Source organism: Microbacterium sp. 2RAF4 (assembly GCF_052115285.1).
Taxonomy (GTDB): domain Bacteria; phylum Actinomycetota; class Actinomycetes; order Actinomycetales; family Microbacteriaceae; genus Microbacterium; species Microbacterium oxydans.
On the sequence record NZ_JBFRGI010000003.1, the window covers coordinates 259656 to 278281 of the forward strand.

The window sequence follows — 18626 nt, forward strand, 5'->3', positions numbered from 1 at the left end:
AACCTCTGCCCGCGGACGCGCTGGCAGGGTTACCGAAACGTTACATTACTTTCGATCGTCGACGACGACCGTGCGTGAGCGCCCGATGAGGCGCTCGACCAGGCCGGCGACGATCTGCTCCCGCGCCTCGATCGTGAGCGGCTTGCCCGGCACGCCGGGACGGCGCTGCTCGGGCGCAGGCCCGTCAAGGGGACGATACCGCACCCCCGCTGCGGCGAGCCGGCGGAGGTGCATCGGCAGACGCCGCTCGAAGTCGGCGAAGGGTCCCGGCTCCCCGCCGTCCCACAGCCGCTCGGCGATCGCGGAGAGACGAGGGAACATCGCGAAGTCGACGCGGTCCCTGGTGGGCAGGTGCTCGCTCCACACGTTCGCCTGTCCGCCCACCGCGCCGTCTTCGACACGCAGCGAGTACGCGCGTTCGATCGTGAGCGGCGGACCCACTCTGATCGGCTCCTCCTCCGACTCCGACTGCGGGTAGTCGAGGTAGACCTCGAGGTCGGGGCACGCGACGACCTCGATGCCGAGCCGCAGCGCCTCGCGCATCGCGGCGGGACCCCGCCACGCGAGGATCCGCACGCCCTCGGGCACGTCGCCTTCGAGGACCTCGTCCCAGGCGAGTGCCGTGCGGCCACGTCCACGGACATGCGCCACGAAGTGCTCCGTGAACCACGGCTGCACGTCGTGCGGAGACTCGAGTCCGAGGTGTCGCATGCGCTCGGCCGCCGCGGCGCTCTGCTCCCACTCGGTCACCGGCACCTCGTCGCCGCCGATGCCTATCCACTCCGAGTCGAACGCGTCGCAGAGAGCATCGATCGCGGCGAACCCGAAGGCCAGGGCCTCGTCCGTCGGTGCGAGGGTGCGCGGATTGACCCCGAAGCGCTCCCATGCAGACAGCACAGGCTCTCCGACGTCGACGTTGCCGAGCTCCGGATACGCGGCGAGACCCGCTTGGATGTGTCCGGGCAGCTCGACCTCCGGCACGAGGGTCACGAAACGTTCTCGCGCATAGGCGACGAGCTCTCGCAGCTCCGCTGTCGTGTAGAAGCCTTCGTGCACTCCCGGCTCCACGGTGGACGACGGGCCGTGTCCGAGCTGGGTGGCTTCCCGTCGCGCGCCCACTTCCGTGAGCCGAGGGAAGCCGGGCACCTCGAAGCGCCACCCCTGATCGTCGGTGAGATGAAGGTGCAGCACGTTCAGGTGGTGATCGGCGAGGAGATCGACCAGACGACGCACCTCGTCGACGCTCCGGAAGTGTCTGGCGACGTCGAGCATCGTCCCTCGCCAGCTGTACGCGGGCGCTCCCTCCCACACCCCGGCAGGGATGTGGGCCGATGCGGCGTCCGGATCCCGCAGCTGCCGCAGAGTGGTGGCACCGCGGAACACGCCGGCGGGGCTCGCTCCTCTGATCTCGACGCCGGCTGCGCTCACGCTCACCCGGAAGGCCTCGTCGCCGACACGTCCTCGCGCCGCGGCCTCAGCACCGAGGGTCTCGTCGACCATCAGTCGGATCGGCGGGAGTTCGGCGTCGCCCGCGCCGGCGAGGCCACCCAGCCGGGCGACAGCGGCGACGAGGTCCGGGGCGGAGAGGATCGGCGTGCGCTCCGTCCATGCGAATCCGGAGGCGGCCGGATCGATGCGGGCACCGATGTGCGGCACGGTGGCGCGATGGGGCGGCGGCGGCATCCGCAGCGCGCGCCCGGGGCTCCGCCCCGTCGCCTCGCCTTCCGCCACCACCGGCACTCCCCCGACGAGCACCTCGATGATCCCCCGCGGCGGGGCGAAGGGGGAGTCGAACGTGGCCCCCGCCTCGACCGTCTCCGGGTCGAAGAGCACGAGGTCGGCGGTCGCTCCCCTCCGGACGACGCCCCGAGGTGCGTCACCCCGGTCGAGTCCCAGCCGATGCGCGGGGGTTCCGGACAGGTGTCGGACGGCCTCCTCCCAGGTGAGGATGCCGAGCTCGCGCACGTAGTGTCCGAGGTACCGCGGGAACGTGCCCCGCCCGCGCGGGTGAGGCCGCGCCCCGATCAGGATTCCATCGCTGCCTCCCGTGTGCTGCGGGTGACGCATGATCGTCCGGACGTTCTCCTCGTCTCCGATGTGCATGAGGATTCCGGTGGCAGCGGCATCCTCCACGATCGTGTCGAGCACCACGTCGACGGCACGGCGACCGGTGGTGGTCGCGATCTCGGCGATCGTGCGGCCGATCAGACCCGAGAGGGCGGGGTTCACGGTGCCGGAGATCTGGATCTGCGTCCAGTCGGCCTTCTCGCCGTGGAATCCGTCGCAGCCGACGTCTTCCAACTCCACGCGGACGGCCTCCCTGCCCGCATCGTCGAGCGCAGAGACGGCAGCGAGCAGGTCACCGGATTCCGCCAGTCTGCTCGGCAGCAGAGCGGACAGCGTGGTGGCGCCCGGCAGATACGGGTACGTGTCGAGCGTCACGTCGACGCCGTCCTCGATCGCCTCGTCGATCAGGGCCAGCAGCTCATCGGCGCGCCCTCGGTTCGGGGCGAAGTTCATCGTCGCGTGTGTGAGATGCACGGGGCACCCGGTGCGTCGACCGATGTCGAGCGCCTCCCGGTAGGCCTCCAGCGCCGCTCCCCCGTAGCTCCGGGTGTGCGGCGCCCAGTAGCCTCCTCGCTCGGCGACGATGCGACACAGCGCTTCGAGCTCCGCCGTGTCCGCGTACATCCCTGGCGTGTAGGTGAGGCCGCTCGACATCCCGAACGCTCCCGCGTCCAGCGCGCGCCCCAGGGTCTCCCCCATCGCGGTGAGCTCCGCAGGGGTCGCCCGGCGGTTCTCGTGGCCGACGACCATCATCCGCAGATTCCCCTGGGGGACGAGGACGGCGGCGTTCGCGACCGCTGCGGCGTCGATCGCCGCGAGCAGATCGTCCATCGTCCGCCACGGCACGTCGGCCGGCGTCCCGTTCCACCCGGCGATCTGCGCGGGGATGATCGCCGCAGCCGCATCGTCGAGGGGCGCGTAGCCGAGGCCGTCCTGACCGAGCACCTCGGTCGTCACACCCTGGCGGATCTTGGCGTCGTGCGCCGCACCGCTCAGCACTGCGAGCTCGCTGTGCGCGTGCATGTCGATGAATCCGGGCGCGAGGACGAGCCCCTCTGCCGCGACCTCCACGGCGCCCTCGGGGAGTTCGAGTTCAGGATTCACCGCATCGGCCGGGAGGATGGCGACGACCCTCGCGCCCTCCACCGCGACGTCGGCCACGTACCGGGACGCCCCCGTCCCGTCGATGACGGTGGCTCCGCGATACACCCGCACATGTCCGGCGGCGGCTTTCTCGGCGCTCAGAAGCATGTCGCCACCGCTCCGATCACGCGCGGATCGGCAGCGTCGGGGTCGTCGATCACGGCGACGACCCTCCACTTGTCGAAAGCCGTGCACGGGTGCGAGAGTCCGAGACGGACGACATCGCCCACAGCGACCGTGTCCTCGCCCGCGAGGCTCAGGAACGCATGCTGATCGTTCAGCGCCGTGATCTCCCCCCGCACTCCCTGCGGGATCGGCAGATCCAGGTCGAAGGGCACATCGCGTCGTCCGGCGTCGAGGAGCGCCAGGCCGTCCTCGGGCTGCGACACCACCCGCGACCAGGCGTGCATCCCCGAGCGCAGAGGCGCGGTGCCGACGAGCGGCCCGAACGGAGACATCCGCGAGTAGAAGCCGTCGTCGTGGATCTGGAACGCCCCCGAGCGCAGGACGACGTCCGCTTCGTCGCCGGCGGAGGCGAGGACCGCCGCCGCCCGATCCGGGAAGGCGCTGCCACCTGCGCTGAGAACCGGACGCAGGCTTTCCGGGTACTCCAGTCGTGCGTGCAGATCCACGAGCGTCCGCAGGTACGCGTCGACGGCGGCGACGGAGGCATCGGAGCGATCGGGACCGAACGGCCCCTCGTATCCCGCGACGCCGGCGAGGCGCAGGCCGGACGCGTCCGAGACAGCCTGTCCGATCCGCTCACCCTCCCCCACGGTCCGCGCGCCCGTGCGACCGTGCGCGCCGCCGAGTTCGACCATGACATCGAGCGGACGCGCAGCGTCGCGCATCCCCCGGGCGAGGATAGCCACTCCCTCGAGAGAGTCCGCCCAGCACAGCACGCGCAGGTCCGGGTCGGCTGCGAGCAGTGCCCCCAGGCGACGCACCGCAGCGAGATCGGTGACCGCGTTCGCGATCAGCACGGTCGAGACGCCCGCGTCGACGGCCACTTCGGCCTGCCAGGGCGTCGCCACGGAGATGCCCCATGCTCCCGCGTCGAGCAGTCGCTGCCAGAGGGCCGGAGCCATCGTGGTCTTGCCGTGTGGCGCGAGCAGAACGCGGCGCTCTCTCGCCCAGGCGAAGACGGTCTCCTCGTTGTGCGCGAGGGCGCCCTCGTGCACGGTCAGCACCGGCGTCACCAGGTCGGAGAGATGCAGATCCGCATCCCCCACCTGCGAGAGGCGGAGTCCCGCTGCGTGCGCAGGAAAGCCCTTCGTCCAGGTGCCGAGAACGGGATCCGGAATTTGTAGAGGCATCTAACAATGCTACTAGGCTGGCGGCATGACCGCGAAGATCCGAGTTTCCACCGACGCAGCCCCCGCCCCCGCCCACACCTTCTCGCAGGGTATCCGCAAGGGCCCGTTCGTCCAGGTCTCCGGCCAGGGACCCGTCGACCCGAAGACCAACGAGTACCTGTACCCCGGGGACGTCGCCGCCCAGACCACCCGCACGCTCGAGAACGTGAAGGCGATCGTCGAGGCGTCCGGCGCGACGTTCGACGACGTCGTGATGCTGCGCGTCTACCTGACCAAGCGCGAGGACTTCCCCATCATGAACGACGCATACGGCGCCTTCGTGACCGCGCACACGACCAACGGCGTCCTGCCGTCGCGCACCACGGTCTTCACGGGCCTTCCGCGCGAGGAGATGCTCGTCGAGATCGACGGCATCGCCATCATCGACTGACGTCTGAGTTGCGGGGAGGCACGTTATCACGGACCGTTGCCTCCTCGTTACCTCCCATCCCGTACCATTGGACGTCAGGACACGTTTGAGAGCCGGGGGGTGAAGTTCGTGACCGATCTGATTTCTGCGCCGGGCGCCGCAGCCGAGGCGCGTGGAGACGACTCCGCGCCCACTGCAGTGCTCGCACCGACGGATGCTCCCACGGAGACCGTCCCGCCGACCACCGGTGACCAGCCGCTCGCCTGGGCTCCGATCGAACCGTCTCCCAAGAAACGTCGACTCGGCCTCTGGATCGGCCTCGGGCTGGGAGTCGTCGCCCTCGGCGCCGGAGCCGCGTCGATGATCCTCATCGCACCGGGAACCACGGTCGCCGGGATCCCGGTCGGCTGGATGACTCCCGGTGCCGCCGCCGACGCCATCGACGCCCGCCTCGCTCAGACCGAGGTCACGCTCACCGGCGCGGGAGACGGCACCGTCCTCACCGGCGCCGACCTCGGCGCGGACGTCGACGCCACCGCTCTCGCCGACAAGGCTTTCGCGGAGCACCCGCTGTGGAACCTCGGCGCCTGGATGGGTGACCCCGTCCCCGCCGAGATCGCCTTCGACACCGCGAAGGCGGACGCGGCGTTGCGTGGTGCCGTCCCGACCAGCTTCGACGACCCGGTGGATGCCGGTGTCGTCTTCGATGCCGCCAGCGGCACCTTCGTGATCACACCGGCAGAGGCCGGAACCGGGATCGACCTCGCCGACCTCAACGCCGCCTTCACGGCAGCGGTCGGAGAGGGCCGCAGCGCGCTCGAGTACTCGGGAGACGCCGCAGAAGCCGCGCCGGCCGTGTCCGATGACGACGCCACCGCCACCGCCACCGCCCTCAACACGATGCTTCCCACCGTCGGCTTCTACGTCGGTGAAGAGCGCACCGTGCCGGTCGATCCCGCCGTCGCCGCCTCCTGGCTCACGGTCGTCGACGACGATGGACAGCTGAGCATCAAGGCGGATCCGCAGGCGATCCAGGCCACCGTGGACAGTCTCCCCTCCGTCGTCGACCGCGCGCCGGTCAACGCGACCAACATCGTCGACTCCGCCGGCACCGTGCTCCGTGCGGAGCAGGAGGGTGCGACCGGTCGAGCGCTGGGAGACACGTCAGGCATCGCGGACCAGTTCGCCGAGCAGCTGGCAGCCGGCAACGGAGCCTTCGCGCTCTCGGTCACCGAGACGCCCTTCGAGACGGTGAACCTGTTCCGCCGCATCGACATCAACCTCAGTTCGCAGCGGGCCGTCCTGTACGAGAACGGCGCTGTCGTGAACTCGTGGGCCGTGTCCACCGGGCTGCCAGGGACGCTGACGCCCACCGGCAACTTCAAGGTGTTCGCGCACACGCGTATCCAGGACATGGGCTGCTACGAGGGCGCGCCGTACTGCACGAAGGACGTGCCCTGGATCACCTGGTTCGCTCCGAACATCGGTTTCCACGGCACGTACTGGCACAACAACTTCGGCCAGCGCATGAGCCACGGTTGCGTCAACCTGCCGATCGACCTCGCGAAGTACGTCTACGACTGGTCCCCCAAGGGGCTCGAGGTCTCCGTCCACTACTGACGAGGCGTTCCACGCTCGCTCGGGCAGACGTGGCGAACACGAAGAAGGGGGCGGATGCCGAAGCATCCGCCCCCTTCCTTCGTCTCAGCGCAGGGCGTCGACGATCGTGTTCAGCGTCGTGGACGGGCGCATGACGGCCTCGACCAGCTTCTCGTCCGGACGGTAGTAGCCGCCGATCTCCGCGGGCTGTCCCTGCACGGCGTTGAGCTCGGAGACGATGGCCTCCTCGTTCGCGGCGAGCTTCTCGGCGATCGGCGCGAAGGCCGCGGCGAGCTCGGCATCCTTCGTCTGCGCGGCCAGCTCCTTCGCCCAGTACAGACCGAGGTAGAAGTGGCTGCCGCGGTTGTCGATCGTGCCGAGCGCACGACCGGGCGAGCGGTCCTCCTCGAGGAAGGTTCCGGTCGCTGCGTCCAGCGTCTCCGCGAGCACACGAGCCTTCTCGTTGCCCGTACGGTCGGCGAAGTGCTCGAGCGAAGCCGCCAGCGCGAAGAACTCGCCCAGGGAGTCCCAGCGCAGGTAGTTCTGCTCGACCAGCTGCTGCACGTGCTTGGGCGCGGAACCACCGGCACCCGTCTCGAACAGTCCACCGCCGGCGAGCAGCGGCACGATCGAGAGCATCTTGGCGCTCGTGCCGACCTCGAGGATCGGGAACAGATCGGTCAGGTAGTCACGCAGCACGTTGCCGGTCACCGAGATGGTGTCGAGGCCGTGACGCATACGGGCGAGCGTGTACCGCGTCGCCTCCTCCGGCGCGAGGATCGTGATCGTCAGGCCCTTGGTGTCGAGCGTGGCGAGACCCTGGTGCACCTTCGCGATGATCTGGGCGTCGTGCGAGCGGTTCGCGTCCAGCCAGAACACGGCGGGGTCGCCGGTCGCGCGTGCGCGCGTCACGGCGAGCTTGACCCAGTCCATGACGGGGATGTGCTTGGTCTGCGTCGCGCGCCAGATGTCGCCCTTGCCGACCTCGTGCTCGATGAGCACGGTGCCCTCACTGTCGAGCACCTGGACGATGCCGTCCGCCGCGATCTCGAAGGTCTTGTCGTGGCTGCCGTATTCCTCGGCCGCCTGCGCCATGAGTCCGACGTTCGGAACGGTGCCGATCGTGGCGGGGTCGAGCGGACCGTTCGCGATCACATCGTCGATCACGGCCTGGTAGACGCTCGCGTAGGAGGAGTCGGGGATGACCGCGATCGTGTCGGCCTCCTCGCCGTCCTTGCCCCAGAGCTTCCCGCCGTTGCGGACGAGGGCGGGCATGGACGCGTCGACGATCACATCGCTCGGCACGTGGAGGTTGGTGATCCCCTTGTCGGAGTTCACGTACGACAGGCGCGGCCCCTCGGCGATGGCCTTGTCGAACGCCGCAGCGATCTCTGCGCCACCGGCGACATCCGCCAGGCCCGCGAGGATCGAGCCGAGGCCGTCGTTCGCGCTGAGTCCTGCTTCGGCGAGCTGCGTGCCGTACTGGTCGAAGACGTCCTTGAAGAACGCCTTGACCACGTGACCGAAGATGATCGGGTCGCTGACCTTCATCATCGTGGCCTTGAGGTGCACGGAATAGAGCACGTCGTCGGCCTTGGCCGCCTCGAGCGTCTCCGCGAGGAACGCGTCCAGCTCCTTCGCGGAGAGGAACGTGGCGTCGATGATCTCGCGCGGGAGGACCTTGAGGCCCTCCTTGAGGATCGTGACGGTGCCGTCCTCCGCCGTGTGGCGGAACGAGAGGACGTCGTCGTGGGCCGCGACCCACGAACGCTCGTTGTGCTTGAAGTCGTCATGGCCCAAGGTCGCGACGCGGGTCTTCGAACCGTCCGCGAACGGCTTGTTGCGGTGCGGGTGCTTCTTGGCGTAGTTCTTCACCGCGAGCGGTGCGCGACGGTCGCTGTTGCCCTCGCGCAGCACGGGGTTCACTGCGGAGCCCTTGATGCGGTCGTAACGCGCGCGGACGTCCTTCTCCTCCAGCGAGGTCGGCTCGTCCGGGAAGTCGGGGATGTCGAAGCCCTGCTTCTGCAGCTCGGCGATCGCACCCTTCAGCTGAGGGATGGACGCCGAGATGTTCGGCAGCTTGATGATGTTGGCCTCGGGGAGGGTGGCGAGGCCACCGAGCTCGGCGAGAGCGTCGCCCACCTGCTGCTCGGGAGCGAGCTTCTGCGGGAAGGCGGCGAGGATGCGTCCGGCCAGCGAGATGTCGCGCGTCTCGACCTCGATACCGGCCTGGCCGGTGTATGCCTGGATGATCGGGAGGAACGAGGCGGTGGCGAGCGCCGGTGCCTCGTCTGTGTGCGTGTAGATGATGGCGTCGTCGGTCACCGGGAGGTACTCCGTTCGCGGGGAAATTTGTCTCGATACCAAGATACCTGAGCCGGTCTGGCCCTGTGGTCCGCGCCTGCGACCGCCGACCAGCCCATGTCGACGAACGGCCACAGAGGGGCGAAATCTTCGCCGGAAACGTGTCCCGCCTCGCCGGAGGGGTTAGCCTGGGTCCATGTCCGAACTGCGCATGGTCGAACTCTCCGCTGCGACGATCGTCGCCGTGAACAACCTGTCGCTCAAGCCCGGACAGGAGCAGTTCCTCGCTCCGGTCTCGTACGGGATCGCCGCGACCGTCATCAACCCGCAGACCTCCTGGCAGCGGGTGATCCTGGACCGCAACGAGGTCGTGGGCTTCGTCAGTGCCAACTTCGACGACGAGGCGCCGGAGGAGCACTTCCGCTCCGTGCTGTGGCGCATCAACGTCGACGCGGACGACCAGGGTCGCGGCGTCGGTCGCTTCGCCGTCGAGGCGCTCATCGACGAGGCGCGTGAACGCGGAGTCGACCACGTCAACGTGATCTACGAAGCCGGCGAGGACGGCCCAGAGGCCTTCTTCCGTCGCGTCGGGTTCACCCCTGTCGGGGAGACGGCCTACGGCGAGGTCATCGCCGAGATCCGGGTCACGTCCTAGACCGGGCGGCGGGGTCTCGAATCCCCTCCCCCATCGAGACCTCGTCGCCCTTCACTCCCCCTCGGGGGAGCGCTCTCACGACATTCTCGCTATTTGTTGGCGAAAACCACAAAAGCCTTGCGCTCGCCTGTGCGGTCTGTCTACTATCGCTTCAGCAGCGCAAGCGAAGCGCTTCGACGATCACTTCCCGCAGGATGACGATGGAGTCCCGATGACGACGATCCATGAGGTGGCCCGCGCCGCCGGCGTGTCGATCAGCACGGTCTCGTACGCCCTCAGCGGCAAGCGCCCGGTCTCGGAGAAGACCCGGCAGCGCATCGAGGGCGCGGTCCGCGAACTCGGCTACGAGCCCGACGCCGGCGCACGGATGCTGGCCGGACGGCGCACGCACATCTTCGCCCTCACCGAGCCGCTGCGCGCGGACACCCACGCCCCCACGCACATGGCGTTCGTGCTGGCCGCCTCCGTGGCGGCGCGGCGTCAGGGCTACGACATCCTGCTCCTCACCGACGAGCAGGCATCCGAGGGCATGAACCGGGTCGCCGCGAGCAACCTCGTGGACGCGATCCTCGTGCTCGACGTGGCCCCCGACGATGAGCGCGCCATGATCGCCCGCGCCGTCGGCACTCCGACCGTCTTCATCGGCGTCCCCGACGACCATCAGGGCCTCACCTGCGTCGACCTCGACTTCGAGGCCGCCGGTCGGCTCGCCGTCGACCGCCTCGCGGATGCCGGGCATCGCCGCATCACGCTGCTCGGTCAGACCGAGGCCGCCTACCGCCGGTCGAACTTCCCGCGCCGGCTGCTGCGCGGAGCGCAGGACGCCGCCGCCGAGCGCGAGGTCGTCCTCGACCGGGCGGCGTCCGGCGCCACCGTCACGGAACCGTCCACCGTGCGGACGGCCATCGCCTCGGCTCTGGACCGCGGCGATCGCGCGTTCGTCGTGCACGCGGCCGACGACGTGCACGAACTGCTGCTCGGGACCCTCGAGGAGCATGGTCTGGTGGTCGGCGAAGACGTCTCCGTCGTCTCTGCCGCCGCCTCGTTCGACACGTCATCGCTGCGGGTGCCTCTGGACACCATCCCCCTGGTGCCGCAGCAGTCCTGCGACCTCGCCGTCGAACTGGCGGTCCGTCGCCTCGACGAGGGAGCCGCGACGCCCGAGATCCACCTCATCCCTCCCGAATACCGCTCTGCCGGCTCCGTCGCTCCCGCCCGGGGCTGACGGCACGCGGCGGAGCCGCTCCCGTACGAGCGAGGTCGAAACGCTTCGATGATTGCTCCCCACAACTGAATATCCGACCCGACGAAGTGTCCGGCCCTTGGGCCACCGAGAAAGGAGTGCCGACGATGGCACGCAGCAATCGCAGGATGAAGGCGCTGGCCCTGATGGCCGCGATCACGGCGACGGGCATCGCCCTGAGCGGCTGTACAGCCGGCTCCGGCGACGACGGCGGCGACGGTCAGACGCTCAAGCTCTGGCACTACGAGAGCTCCGACAGTGCGATGGGCAAGGCCTGGGACGAAGCCATCCGGGTCTTCGAGAAGGAGACCGGAGCGACTGTCGAGTTCGAGGAGAAGTCCTTCGAGCAGATCCAGAAGACCGCGAGCCAGGTGCTCGACACGGACGCGGCCCCCGACCTGATGGAGTTCAACAAGGGAAACGCCACTGCAGGATTCCTCGCGTCGACCGGTCTGATCTCCGACATCTCCGACGCCGTCGAGGAGTACGGCTGGGACGACAAGCTCGCCCCGTCTCTGCAGACCACGGCGAAGTACTCCGAGGACGGCGTCATGGGCGGTGACACCTGGTTCGGCGTGCCGAACTACGGGGAGTTCGTCGGCGTCTACTACAACGAAGACGCGTTCGCCGCAGCCGGACTCGAGATCCCGACCACCTACGAGGAGTTCGTCGACGTGCTCGACGCCTTCGTCGCGAAGGGCATCACACCGCTGGCCGAAGCCGGCGCCGAGTACCCCCTCGGTCAGCTCTGGTACCAGCTCGCGCTCCTGGAGGGCGATCGCAGCTTCGTCGACGCGTACCAGCTCTACGACGGAGAGGTCGACTGGCAGGGCCCCGAGGTCACGTCCGCCACGGAGACGCTGAAGGATTACGTCGACAAGGGCTACATCGCCTCCGACGTCTCCTCGGTGAAGGCAGAGGACGCGGGCGTCTCGTTCATCAACGGCACCTCGCCGATCTTCGTGTCCGGCTCCTGGTGGTTCGGCCGTTTCGTGGCGGAGGCGACCGGGTTCGACTGGAGCATGACCGCCTTCCCCGGCGCCGACCTCTCGCTCGGCTCCTCGGGCAACCTGTGGGTCGTGCCGGAGAACGCCGCGAACAAGGAGCTGGCCTACGAGTTCATCGACATCACGATGCGCCCGGAGATCCAGGCGATCATCGGCAACAACGGCGGCCTGCCCGTCGCCGCCGACACCGAGGACATCACCGATGAGAAGAGCGCCGCGCTCATCGACACGTTCAACGGGGTGCTCGACGCCGACGGCCTGTCGTTCTACCCGGACTGGCCCGCGCCCGGCTTCTACGACGTGATCGTGCAGGAACTGCAGGGCCTGGTCACCGGTGTGCAGGACGTGGAGACCACCAACGCGAACCTCGGCGAGCAGTACGACGAGGGCACCGCGGAATTCCGTTGATCGATCCGTGGGGGTGCACCGCGTCGGTGCGCCCCCACACCCCCTGGAGATGAACATGTCACTCGCCACCCGCCGCGAGGGCCGCACGAAGCTGCCGCCCGAACAGCCGTCGATCCCGCAGCGCCGCGGAGGGACCGGCGCGTACTGGATGTACCTGCTCCCCGGCTTCGTCCTGCTGCTCGTCATCGTGATCGTCCCGCTCATCTGGAACGTGTACCTCACATTCACCAAATGGCGCGGCGTGCGCAGCCCCGAGTTCATCGGCCTCGAGAACTGGCAGAAGATCCTCACCGACAGCGACTTCTGGACGTCGTTCACGAACTCGGTGTGGATGATCATCGCGATGGTCGTCGTGCCCACGATCGTCGGTCTCATCGTCGCCGCCCTCCTCTTCGACGTCGTCGGACGCAAGTTCGGCGGCAAGGTCGGCAGCTTCCTCCGCGCCACCTACTACCTCCCGCAGATCCTCCCGATCGCCGTCGCCGGCATCGTCATCGGCTGGATCGTGCGCCCTGGCGGGGACGGGGCACTCAACCAGATCCTCGGATGGTTCGGCCTGCCCGCCTACGACTGGCTCGGCCAGATGCCCTCCGCTCTCATCGTGCTGATGGTCGTCATGGTCTGGGTGCAGCTCGGCTACCCGGTCGTGGTGTTCATGGCGGCGCTGCAGCGCGTCGACCCCGAGCTCTACGAGGCGGCGGAGCTCGACGGGGCGAACTGGCTCCAGCGCTTCACGGCGATCACCATGAGCATCATCCGGCCGGAGATCTTCGTCGTCACCCTGACCTGCACGATCGCCGCCCTCAAGGTGTTCGGGCCGGTCTACATCATCACGCGCGGCGGTCCCGCCGGCGCCACCCTGGTGCCCGCGTACTACGCGTACCAGGAGTTCTTCACGAAGCGGAACGTCGGCTACGGCGCCACGATCGCCACCGTCCTCACCATCGTCGTGGTGATCGTGTCGATCGTGTTCATCCGCGTCCAGAACTCACTCGAGCGCAAGGAAAGGGCGGGTCTGTGATGCACGCCACCACCGCCATCGTCACCGGAAAGCCCGCGAAGACGCGTCCGCGCGGCGGCATGACGAAGAAGCGTCCGATCGACTGGCTGCTGCTCGCTCTCGTCATCATCGGCGCGCTGCTCGTGATCGCGCCCTTCTACCTCGTGCTCGTGAACTCGTTCAAATCGCCCGTGGACTACGCGACCTCCGGACCGCTCGCCCTCCCCGAGACGCTCGACTTCGGAGGGATCGTGAAGTTCTGGGAGCGGGTGAACTTCCCGGAGAAGGTCTGGAACTCGATCTTCATCTCGGGCATCGTCGCCGTGCTGGCCGTGGTGATCTCGATGTTGAACGCGTTCGCCATCGGCATCGGACGAGTGCGCGGCCGCTCCTGGATCGTCCTGCTGTTCCTGCTGGCGAACCTGCTCCCGCAGGAGGCGCTGCTCTACCCGCTGTACTACATGTTCAAGTCGGTCGGGCTGTACGACAGCGTGTGGTCGGTCATCATCGTGTTCACGGTGATCCAGGCGGCCTTCGGCACCTACCTGCTGTCCTCGGTGTACGGCACGTTCCCCAAGGAGGTGCTGGAGGCGGCGTCCCTCGACGGGGCGAGCCGCTGGCAGATCCTGTGGCGGGTGGTCTTCCCGATCAGCCGACCGACGCTCTCGGTCCTGCTCATCTTCTTCTTCATCTGGACCTGGAACGAGTTCCTCATCCCCCTGACGTTCCTCGCCTCGAACGCCAACCAGACCGTTCCCGTGGCGATCAGCGTGCTGCAGGGCGACCGGCTGATGGATGTCACCACCACGAGCGCCTCGGCCCTGCTGGGCATCATCCCGACGCTCATCTTCTTCCTCATCTTCCAGCGCACCCTCACCCGGGGCATCACGGCAGGAGCAGTCAAGTAATGAAGTTCACCGACGGGTTCTGGCAGCTGCGCCCCGGCGTCACCGCGCTGTACGCGCAGGAGGCGTACGACATCGCCGAGACCGACGCGACACCGGACGGCCCAGGGCTGGTCATCACCGCCCCCACGATGGTCATCGCCAAACGCGGCGACACCCTCAACCGTCCCGTGCTGACGACCACCCTCTCCTCCCCCGCCGAGGGCGTGATCCGCGTACGCGTCGCCCATCACACCGGCGGCCGCCGGCACGGTGGCTTCACCCTTCCCGGGGCCGGTCGCGGTACGTCATCGGTCTCACTGTCGGAGACCGGCGGTGTCCTCGACGCCGGCTCCCTCGTGGCGACGATCGCACCGGGATCGCCGTGGGATCTCTCCTTCGCAGTCGACGGGCGGCGGGTGACCGGCAGCGGACACAAGGCGCAGGGGTACATCCGCCTCGCCGCCGATGCGCAGGTCGATCCCGGCATCGTGAGCAACGCGCGCCAGGGCGGCGGCACCCCCGCCGCTGAGGCGTTCGTCCACGAGCAGCTCGACCTCGGCGTGGGCGAGCACATCTACGGACTCGGCGAGCGCTTCGGCCCCCTCGTCAAGAACGGTCAGACCGTCGAGGTGTGGAACGCCGACGGCGGGACCTCCAGCGAGCAGGCGTACAAGAACGTGCCGTTCCATCTCTCCAGCCGCGGCTACGGTGTGCTGGTGAACGACCCGGGGCACGTGTCGTACGAGATCGGCTCCGAGGCCGTCGAGCGGGTGCAGTTCTCTGTGTCCGGCGAGGTGCTGGAGTACTTCGTGATCGCCGGGCCGACGCCGAAGGACGTCCTCGGCCGTTACACCGCGCTCACCGGACGCCCGCCGGTCGTGCCCGCGTGGTCGTACGGGCTGTGGCTCTCGACGAGCTTCACCACCGACTACGACGAGGAGACGGTGAACTCGTTCCTCGACGAGATGGCGACGCGGGAGCTCCCCGTCTCGGTCTTCCACTTCGACTGCTTCTGGATGCGCGAGTTCCAGTGGTGCGACTTCGAATGGGATCCGCGGGTCTTCCCCGACCCGGAGGGGATGCTGGGCCGCCTGCATGACAAGGATCTGCGGGTCTGCGTATGGATCAATCCGTACATCGCCCAGCGTTCCCCTCTGTTCCGGGAGGCGGCGGATCAGGGCTTCCTCGTGCGACGCGCCGACGGCTCGGTGTGGCAGTGGGATCTGTGGCAGGCCGGCATGGGACTGGTCGACTTCACGAACCCCGACGCGACGGCCTGGTATCAGTCCCACCTGCGTCGGCTCATCGCACAGGGGGTCGACTGCTTCAAGACCGACTTCGGCGAGCGCATCCCCACCGACGTGGTGTGGGCGGACGGCGCCGACCCGGAGCGCATGCACAACCTCTACGCCGACCTTTACAACCGCGCGGTGCACGAGGTGCTGACCGAGACGCGCGGGGAGGGCGATGCGGTGGTGTTCGCCCGATCCGCGACCGCCGGCGGACAGAGCATGCCCGTGCACTGGGGAGGCGACTCCACCTCGACCTACACCTCCATGGCCGAGACGTTGCGCGGCGGCCTCTCGCTCGCGCTCTCCGGCTTCGCCTTCTGGAGCCACGACATCGGCGGCTTCGAGGGCACGCCCGATGCCGGGGTCTTCAAGCGCTGGACCGCTTTCGGACTGCTCGGGTCGCACTCGCGCTTCCATGGCTCGAGCTCGTACCGGGTGCCGTGGGCGTTCGACGAGGAGGCGGTGGAGGTGACGAGGCAGTTCACGCACCTCAAGATGCGCCTGATGCCGTACCTGTTCCAGCAGGGGCTGGATGCGGCGGCGACCGGCGTTCCGCTGTTGCGGCCGATGATGCTGGAGTTCCCGGACGACCCCGCGGTCGCGTACCTGGACCGGCAGTACATGCTCGGGTCGTCGCTGCTGGTGGCCCCGGTGTTCACGGAGGAGGGCGAGGTCGAGTTCTACCTCCCGCCCGGGGCCTGGACGTCGCTCCTCACCGGAGAGACGGTCAGCGGGGGCGGATGGCGGCGTGAGCGTCACGGGTTCGACTCGCTGCCGCTGTACGTGCGCCCCGGCACCGCCCTGCCCTGGGGAGCGCGCGTCGACCGCCCGGACTACGACTACCATGAGGGACTCCGATTCCGTGTCTTCCCCGGTGGCTCCGGCAGCACCGTCGTGACCGTGACGAACCCGGACGGGTGCGCAGAGCAGCACACCATCGACCTCGAGGAGATCACGGCATGACCACCCTCTTCCCGCCACGCGACGACTACCGCGGCTCCGGCCTGGCCTTCCCTGAGGACTTCACGTTCGGGTCCGCAACGGCCGCGTACCAGATCGAGGGTGCCGCGGCCGAGGACGGACGCACCCCGTCGATCTGGGACACGTTCAGCAGGACGCCGGGGCGGGTGTGGAACGGCGACACCGGCGACGTCGCGTGCGATCACTATCACCGCGTCGACGAGGACCTCGACCTGATGGCCGCGCTCGGGCTGCAGGCCTACCGGTTCTCGATCGCGTGGCCGCGTATCGTCCCCACCGCCACCGGAGAGGTGAACCAGGCGGGGGTGGACTTCTACTCCCGGCTCGTCGACGGCCTCCTCGAGCGCGGCATCCGTCCGGTCGCGACGCTGTACCACTGGGACCTGCCGCAATACCTGGAGGACGCCGGCGGCTGGACCTCCCGAGCCACGACGGATGCGTTCGAGCGATACGCCGAGGTCATGGGCGCGGCGCTCGGTGACCGCGTGCACACCTGGACAACGCTCAACGAGCCCTGGTGCTCCGCGTACCTCGGGTACGGTCAAGGCGGTCACGCGCCAGGCCGCCACGAGCCCGCCTCCGCGCTGTCGGCGGTGCACCACCTCAATCTCGCGCACGGTCGGGCTGTGCAGGCGCTCCGCGCCACCTCGACCGGGGATCCCGACTACTCCGTCACGTTGAACTTCCACGTGCTGCGCGGGCAGGGCGACGGGGCGGCCGAGGCCATGCGCCGCATCGACGCCCTCGCCAACCGCGCCTTCACCGGTCCGATGCTGCGCGGGGAGTACCCCGCCGACCTCCTCGAGGACACCGCGTCGGTGTCGGACTGGAGCTTCGTGCAGGACGGAGACCTCGCCACGATCGCGCAGCCGATCGACGTGCTCGGGGTGAACTACTACTCGACGGCGACCGTGCGCCTGTGGGACGGCGTCTCTCCGAAGCAGGAGAACGACGGCCATAAGGGTGCCACCGGCGGAACCGCCTGGCCGGGCAGCGACCGGCTGGTCGAGTTCGTCGAGCAGCCGGGACCCTACACCGCCATGGGATGGAACATCGCTCCGGAGGGACTCGAGGAGCTGCTCGTCTCGCTCTCGGAGCAGTTCCCGGAGCAGCCGCTCATGGTGACCGAGAACGGCGCGGCCTTCGACGACGAGGTCGCGCCGGACGGCGCCGTGCACGACCGCGAGCGGACCGACTATCTGCGCAGGCACTTCACCGCCGCCCATCGGGCCCTGGAGCGCGGCGTCGACCTGCGCGGGTATTTCGTGTGGTCGCTGCTCGACAACTTCGAATGGGGATACGGCTACGCCAAGCGCTTCGGCATCGTCCGCGTGGACTTCGACTCGCTCGAGCGCACGGTCAAGGACTCGGGCCACTGGTACCGGGAGCTCATCCGCACCCGCAGCATCGAGGCGTGAGCGCGCAGGCCGCGGCGGAGATCAGGGTCGGTCGTCGGGGTCGCGCGGCTTCCGGCGGTTCGTCCACGACGAGAGTGCCGCGGCCGCCGCTCCCGCCGCGCGGTCGATGGCCTCGGCCGACCGGCTGAGCATCTCCTGCGCGGTGTCCTGCCATGCGGGGGTCGTCGGCACCTCGCCCGCGTGCACCTTCGCCTCGTGCTCTGCGGCTTCGAAGGCGCGCTCCAGCTCGGTCACGGCATCGCGATACGCGGCGAAGTCGGCAGGGGTGATGCGTCCCGTCGCCGCGCGGCGCATGTCCGCAGCATGCCCGGCCGCACGGAAGTACGCCGCCGTCGCCGGCCGCTTCACATCCGTCATGGCGGGGTAGGCGATCTGCAACGAGGGGTCGGTCTCGTAGCGCATCCAGCGTGCGGTCACGGCGTCGTGCGCGGCCTGGAGCCGCTCGACCGGCGAGGGCTCCGAGGCGGACGGGATCGCGGCCCGCGCGGCGTTCAGCCGGACCTGACGCGCTCGCACGTCCGCCGACATCGCCTTGGCGTCGCGCTCCCGCTCCCGCAGGATCCGCCGGGCGGCGGCGACCTGCTCGGCCGTCGCGCGCTGGGCCGCCCGCTCCGCGGTGACGCGAGCCAGGTCGGCGCGGGCGATCTTCAACGCGATCCGACGCTCGGCCAGGGCCCGCTGCGCGTTCCGGAGGTCGTGACGGGCCGCATCGACCTCGAGGCGCCGGCCGCTCACGGTGCTCCGCCTCCGGAGCCCGATCGCACCCGCCGTTCCCGCAGCCGCTGCGGTGGGCGCGATCCACCACCACTCCGCGACGAGCAGCAAGGGATCCATGTTCCGATGCTACCCACGCCGGAGACGACTTCCGGTCGCGATATGTCAGCCATTCTGAGCCAG

13 protein-coding genes are annotated in these 18626 nt (G+C 69.0%); 9 read left to right on the plus strand and 4 right to left on the minus strand.

The features are described from left to right. Positions 1-45 precede the first annotated feature (45 nt). The gene (locus AB4070_RS14745) at positions 46-3318 is read right to left on the minus strand and encodes a family 20 glycosylhydrolase (RefSeq protein WP_441980765.1); all 3273 of its coding nucleotides are present in this window, start codon (positions 3316-3318) and stop codon (positions 46-48) included. After that, a complete protein-coding gene (locus tag AB4070_RS14750; RefSeq protein ID WP_441980766.1) occupies positions 3309-4526 on the minus strand; it encodes an amino acid deaminase in 1218 nt (405 codons plus the stop codon). The genes AB4070_RS14745 and AB4070_RS14750 overlap by 10 nt, the downstream gene beginning before the upstream one ends. A 25-nt stretch (positions 4527-4551) precedes the next feature. On the opposite strand from AB4070_RS14750, the gene AB4070_RS14755 reads away from it, so the two are divergent. After that, positions 4552-4956: a RidA family protein gene (locus AB4070_RS14755; protein WP_045263788.1), complete on the plus strand. Its 405-nt coding sequence runs from the start codon at positions 4552-4554 to the stop codon at positions 4954-4956. 108 nt (positions 4957-5064) lie between these two features. Beyond that, a complete protein-coding gene (locus AB4070_RS14760) occupies positions 5065-6555 on the plus strand; it encodes a L,D-transpeptidase family protein (protein WP_441980767.1) in 1491 nt (496 codons plus the stop codon). Positions 6556-6639: 84 nt separating this feature from the next. Here the strand turns inward: AB4070_RS14760 and AB4070_RS14765 are convergent, their stop codons facing one another. Then, positions 6640-8859, minus strand: coding sequence for an NADP-dependent isocitrate dehydrogenase (locus tag AB4070_RS14765; RefSeq protein ID WP_441980768.1), 2220 nt, complete (start codon positions 8857-8859; stop codon positions 6640-6642). Between the two features lie 175 nt (positions 8860-9034). On the opposite strand from AB4070_RS14765, the gene AB4070_RS14770 reads away from it, so the two are divergent. The 7 genes from AB4070_RS14770 to AB4070_RS14800 all read left to right on the plus strand — a co-directional run bounded on the left by AB4070_RS14770 (position 9035) and on the right by AB4070_RS14800 (position 17729). Continuing rightward, positions 9035-9493, plus strand: coding sequence for a GNAT family N-acetyltransferase (locus tag AB4070_RS14770; protein ID WP_046748828.1), 459 nt, complete (start codon positions 9035-9037; stop codon positions 9491-9493). Between the two features lie 211 nt (positions 9494-9704). Then, positions 9705-10718, plus strand: a complete 1014-nt coding sequence (locus tag AB4070_RS14775) for a LacI family DNA-binding transcriptional regulator (protein WP_441980769.1) — start codon at positions 9705-9707, stop codon at positions 10716-10718. A gap of 125 nt (positions 10719-10843) precedes the next feature. After that, entirely contained in the window at positions 10844-12151 is a 1308-nt protein-coding gene (locus AB4070_RS14780; RefSeq protein WP_441980770.1) for an ABC transporter substrate-binding protein, read from the plus strand. Between the two features lie 55 nt (positions 12152-12206). Then, positions 12207-13172 carry a carbohydrate ABC transporter permease gene (locus AB4070_RS14785; protein ID WP_017204084.1) on the plus strand — a complete coding sequence of 322 codons (966 nt, stop codon included), beginning with the start codon at positions 12207-12209 and terminating at the stop codon, positions 13170-13172. Next, positions 13172-14059, plus strand: a complete 888-nt coding sequence (locus AB4070_RS14790) for a carbohydrate ABC transporter permease (RefSeq protein ID WP_288872691.1) — start codon at positions 13172-13174, stop codon at positions 14057-14059. Before AB4070_RS14785 ends, AB4070_RS14790 begins: the two co-directional genes overlap by 1 nt. Further along, the gene (gene yicI, locus AB4070_RS14795; RefSeq protein WP_441980771.1) at positions 14059-16293 is read left to right on the plus strand and encodes an alpha-xylosidase; all 2235 of its coding nucleotides are present in this window, start codon (positions 14059-14061) and stop codon (positions 16291-16293) included. The genes AB4070_RS14790 and yicI overlap by 1 nt, the downstream gene beginning before the upstream one ends. Beyond that, entirely contained in the window at positions 16290-17729 is a 1440-nt protein-coding gene (locus tag AB4070_RS14800) for a GH1 family beta-glucosidase (protein WP_441980772.1), read from the plus strand. Before yicI ends, AB4070_RS14800 begins: the two co-directional genes overlap by 4 nt. Before the next feature lie 21 nt (positions 17730-17750). Here the strand turns inward: AB4070_RS14800 and AB4070_RS14805 are convergent, their stop codons facing one another. Beyond that, on the minus strand, positions 17751-18563 hold the full coding sequence (locus AB4070_RS14805; RefSeq protein ID WP_441980773.1) for a hypothetical protein: 813 nt from the start codon (positions 18561-18563) through the stop codon (positions 17751-17753). Between the last annotated feature and the right edge of the window lie 63 nt (positions 18564-18626).

Excerpts from the sequence above, each read along its gene's own strand:
- AB4070_RS14785 (WP_017204084.1), top strand. The coding sequence starts at position 12,207 with ATGTCACTCGCCACCCGCCGCGAGGGCCGCACGAAGCTGCCGCCCGAA.
- AB4070_RS14775 (WP_441980769.1), top strand. The coding sequence starts at position 9,705 with ATGACGACGATCCATGAGGTGGCCCGCGCCGCCGGCGTGTCGATCAGC.
- AB4070_RS14790 (WP_288872691.1), top strand. The coding sequence starts at position 13,172 with ATGCACGCCACCACCGCCATCGTCACCGGAAAGCCCGCGAAGACGCGT.
- AB4070_RS14745 (WP_441980765.1), bottom strand. The coding sequence starts at position 3,318 with ATGCTTCTGAGCGCCGAGAAAGCCGCCGCCGGACATGTGCGGGTGTAT.
- AB4070_RS14805 (WP_441980773.1), bottom strand. The coding sequence starts at position 18,563 with ATGGATCCCTTGCTGCTCGTCGCGGAGTGGTGGTGGATCGCGCCCACC.
- AB4070_RS14800 (WP_441980772.1), top strand. The coding sequence starts at position 16,290 with ATGACCACCCTCTTCCCGCCACGCGACGACTACCGCGGCTCCGGCCTG.
- AB4070_RS14750 (WP_441980766.1), bottom strand. The coding sequence starts at position 4,526 with ATGCCTCTACAAATTCCGGATCCCGTTCTCGGCACCTGGACGAAGGGC.
- AB4070_RS14780 (WP_441980770.1), top strand. The coding sequence starts at position 10,844 with ATGGCACGCAGCAATCGCAGGATGAAGGCGCTGGCCCTGATGGCCGCG.
- AB4070_RS14770 (WP_046748828.1), top strand. The coding sequence starts at position 9,035 with ATGTCCGAACTGCGCATGGTCGAACTCTCCGCTGCGACGATCGTCGCC.
- AB4070_RS14755 (WP_045263788.1), top strand. The coding sequence starts at position 4,552 with ATGACCGCGAAGATCCGAGTTTCCACCGACGCAGCCCCCGCCCCCGCC.
- yicI (WP_441980771.1), top strand. The coding sequence starts at position 14,059 with ATGAAGTTCACCGACGGGTTCTGGCAGCTGCGCCCCGGCGTCACCGCG.